Source organism: Coleofasciculus sp. E2-BRE-01, assembly GCF_040221695.1.
In the GTDB taxonomy this organism is placed as follows: domain Bacteria; phylum Cyanobacteriota; class Cyanobacteriia; order Cyanobacteriales; family Coleofasciculaceae; genus Coleofasciculus.
This window is the reverse complement of record NZ_JAVKEA010000255.1, coordinates 1-3,700: the sequence shown is the minus strand read 5'-3', so window position 1 is coordinate 3,700 and position 3,700 is coordinate 1. Positions and strand designations below refer to the sequence as shown.

The 3,700-nt window shown below is 48.1% G+C and carries 4 protein-coding genes; all 4 read left to right on the top strand.

The window, feature by feature from the left end; genetic code table 11:
• Window positions 1–89 precede the first annotated feature (89 nt).
• Window positions 90–521 (top strand): hypothetical protein, encoded by a 432-nt coding sequence (locus tag RIG66_RS34040; protein WP_446384570.1) that lies wholly within the window; start codon window positions 90–92, stop codon window positions 519–521.
• A gap of 35 nt (window positions 522–556) precedes the next feature.
• Window positions 557–1,165, top strand: coding sequence for a hypothetical protein (locus tag RIG66_RS34035; protein ID WP_446384568.1), 609 nt, complete (start codon window positions 557–559; stop codon window positions 1,163–1,165).
• 299 nt (window positions 1,166–1,464) lie between these two features.
• Window positions 1,465–2,661, top strand: coding sequence for a 1-deoxy-D-xylulose-5-phosphate reductoisomerase (gene dxr, locus RIG66_RS34030; RefSeq protein ID WP_446384567.1), 1,197 nt, complete (start codon window positions 1,465–1,467; stop codon window positions 2,659–2,661).
• A gap of 165 nt (window positions 2,662–2,826) precedes the next feature.
• The gene (locus RIG66_RS34025; RefSeq protein ID WP_446384565.1) at window positions 2,827–3,510 is read left to right on the top strand and encodes a Crp/Fnr family transcriptional regulator; all 684 of its coding nucleotides are present in this window, start codon (window positions 2,827–2,829) and stop codon (window positions 3,508–3,510) included.
• Window positions 3,511–3,700: the final 190 nt, after the last annotated feature.

Below are 3,700 nucleotides of genomic sequence, written 5' to 3'. Positions count from 1 at the left end.
GGCTCTTTTAATTTCTTTTGTCTCTTTTGTCTGATTGATAAAATTAGCCAATTCATCTATAATGTTCATCTTTTGTATTTTTACTAGGGATGTATTATTACTATTATATCTGTTGCGACCTATTTAGGGCTGCTATAGATGCCGCTCTCAACCAGAATAGTGTCTATAACCAACGTATCGCTCTGGAAAATGTCACCAAAGCTCTAGACCTTCTTGTCCAAGAGTTAACCAGAAGTAGCAATCAATACGCCTCTCGCTTTCATCCCATTGCTATTCGTTGGCAGCAAATAGTTGTTGAGTACGTACAAACATTAATTGCAGCCACTGAACTACACCAAGAAATTGACGATCCTTACATCTTTGGCGTACCTCTGAATGAACAGGTTCAACTCTTCATGGGACGCACTAGCATTGGGCTTCGCATTGAGAAACTAATCTTAGACCGTCGCCGCCCTCCCTTACTCCTCTATGGTCAGCGACGTATGGGCAAAACCTCTTCGAGGTACTGGATAAAGCCTTAACCGACGGACGTTTCAGCGAAACCGATGTCCTGGGGATGCTACGCCACCTCATTCAACACCGCCCCCGCTTCAAAGTCTTACTCGCTGGTTCTCATACTATCGAAGAATTTCAGCGCTGGGCGAGTTACCTGATTAACGTTCAGGTTGTGCCTATCAGTTACCTGAATGAACCCGAAGCCCGCCAACTGATTGAACGTCCCATCCCAGAGTTTACCCTACGCTATGAACCGGATGCAGTTGAGCGAGTCCTATCCCTAACCCGATGTCATCCCTGCTTGGTACAATTACTTTGCTCTGAGATTGTCGCCCTGAAAAATGAGCAAGAGGTATCCGTTCGCCGACTAGCAACCGTAGCTGATGTGGAAGCCGCTATACCCGAAGCCTTAAGTAGTGGTAGTTTCTTCTTTGCGGACATCGAACGCAATCAAGTGGATGAGTTGGGATTGGCGATATTGCGCTTTTTGGCAGCACAAGGGGAAGGGGCGAGTATTGGTAAGGCGGCGTTATCCCGCACGTTTCCCGATCGCTTGAATCCTACCCTTAATTTACTCCTGCAACGGGAGTTAATTGAAGCGGTTGGCGACGGCTACTGCTTCCAAGTGGAGTTAATCCGGCGCTGGTTTGCCAGAGATACAGGGGAGTAATATCTGGAGTTTGTCGTTGCGCTGTCTTCGCCATACGCGATCGCACTACTAAAAACCGTAACCAGCCAATCAATAATGGTGTTGGGTTTCCTAGCGTCAACCCAATCTACTGGACTGACTTAAAATTGTGGAATAGACTTTACCATTGAATCGGGCGCACGCCATGCGCCCCTACGGTTTCCGGTGAACCCGTTTTAACGGGTTTAAGCTTTGAGCCGGAACTTTAGTTCCAGGCTGATGAACGATGTGCAAAATAATCCTATAGTAATTAAAGAGCGGCGAATTCTTAAGAAACTGTTGTGAAATCAATTACTCTCCTCGGCTCCACTGGATCGATTGGCACTCAAACCCTAGAGATTTTAACTCACCATCCAGACCAATTCCGGTTGGTGGGATTGGCAGCACGCAGCAATGTGGAACTGTTAGCTGCCCAAATTCGACAGTTTCGACCGGAAATCGTAGCCTTATGTGATGCCCAAAAATTACCTGACCTAAAAGCCGCGATCGCAAACCTCGATCCCCAACCGATTCTAGTCGCGGGAGAAGCGGGTGTGGTGGAGGTTGCCCGTTATGGTGATGCTGAAGCGGTAGTCACTGGAATTGTCGGTTGTGCGGGATTGTTACCCACCATTGCCGCCATTGAAGCCGGAAAAGATATTGCCTTAGCCAACAAGGAAACCCTAATTGCCGGGGGACCCGTTGTCAATCCCCTGATTGCCAAACACGGCGTTAAACTGCTTCCGGCTGACTCAGAACATTCTGCTATCTTCCAATGCCTTCAGGGAGTCCCAGAGGGCGGATTACGGCGAATTATCCTCACCGCATCGGGGGGCGCGTTCCGGGATTGGTCAGTCGATAAGTTAGGGGAGGTAACGGTTGCGGATGCGATTAAACATCCTAACTGGTCGATGGGGCGCAAAATTACCGTCGATTCCGCTACCTTGATGAATAAGGGGCTAGAGGTAATTGAAGCGCACTTCCTCTTCGGCATGGATTACGACGATATTGATATTGTCATCCATCCCCAGAGCATTATTCACTCCTTAATCGAACTACAAGATACCTCCGTCTTAGCCCAGTTAGGCTGGCCCGATATGCGCTTACCCCTACTCTATGCCTTATCCTGGCCCCATCGGATCTATACGGACTGGGAACCCTTAGATTTAGTCAAGGCGGGAACGCTGACGTTTAAAGAACCAGACCATGATAAATATCCCTGTATGCAATTAGCCTACGCCGCAGGGCGGGCTGGGGGTTCAATGCCAGCGGTATTAAACGCTGCCAATGAGCAAGCCGTAGCACTGTTTTTAGACGAGAAAATCCAATATTTAGACATTGCCCGGTGTATTGAGCAAACCTGCGATCGCCACAGCCGTGATAACTGCCCTGATCCTGGACTAGAAGATATTCTAGCTGCTGATCGCTGGGCAAGAGAGGAAGTGTTGCGGATTTATCCAACCTTAGAAAAGAGCGATCGCGTGGTTTCTCTGCGATAATGAAGACACTGTTGGTCAATTCACTAACGATTAACCCCTCCTACACACCTACCCCTCTGCACTCCTGCACCCCTGCTCACAGACCACTAACTTAAGGAAGTTGGGGACTGTTGTTCTGGTGTGGTGTAATGGAATCTTAGATGATCCAACGTTAATAAACCTTTCATGCACACCAAAGCTTTTAGTGAGCTTTTCCCTCTATTTAATACGGCGAACCCCGAGACACTAGAATGGCTATTGTCAGTTGGAGTCGAACATGAGTATCCCACAGGGCGAGCCGTTTTAATGGAAGATGCCTGGGGCAACGCCGTTTACTTTATCATGTCCGGTTGGGTCAAAGTTCGACGCCTGTATGGGGACAAAGCCGTGACGTTGGCAATTTTGGGTCGGGGAGATTTTTTTGGCGAGATGGCAATCTTGGATGAATCTCCCCGCTCTACAGATGTTGTCGCCCTTTCATCGGTCAAATTGCTCAGCGTTTCTGCCCAGCGCTTCATTCAAACCCTGTTCAAAGATCCCCAGTTACACCACCGGATGCTACAACTGATGGTCAGACGGCTGCGTCAGACCAATGTTCGCTTTCAACGACGCCATCAACCTGCGGCGATTAAGTTAGCCAATACCTTAGTCAACTTAGCAGAGAATTATGGTCAAGTGGGGGAAAAGGGAACCGAAATTTATAACATTCCCTATAAAGACTTAGCTGAGGTTACGGATATCAGTGTGGAAGATACAGCCAAAATCATGAAAAAGCTGCAAAGTAAGGGTTGGACTGACGTTGACCCCCAAGACCAAAAACTTTGTTTGATTAATCTCAAACAACTAACCCATCTAGCTGGACGGCTTTAGGATAGAAGGGAAGCTGGGGAAGCTGGGGGAGATGGGGGAGATGGGGGAGGCTCACAAGGGTAGGTTTTTTAAGATTGGGGTTGAGGTAAGACAAGGTAGACAGGTAGACCAGTAGACAAGGAAGAGTGAGAACGAAAAATAGGGCGTTTCGGCTTTTAGAAGTTAGTTTGACCGAACCGAATTCTGTACG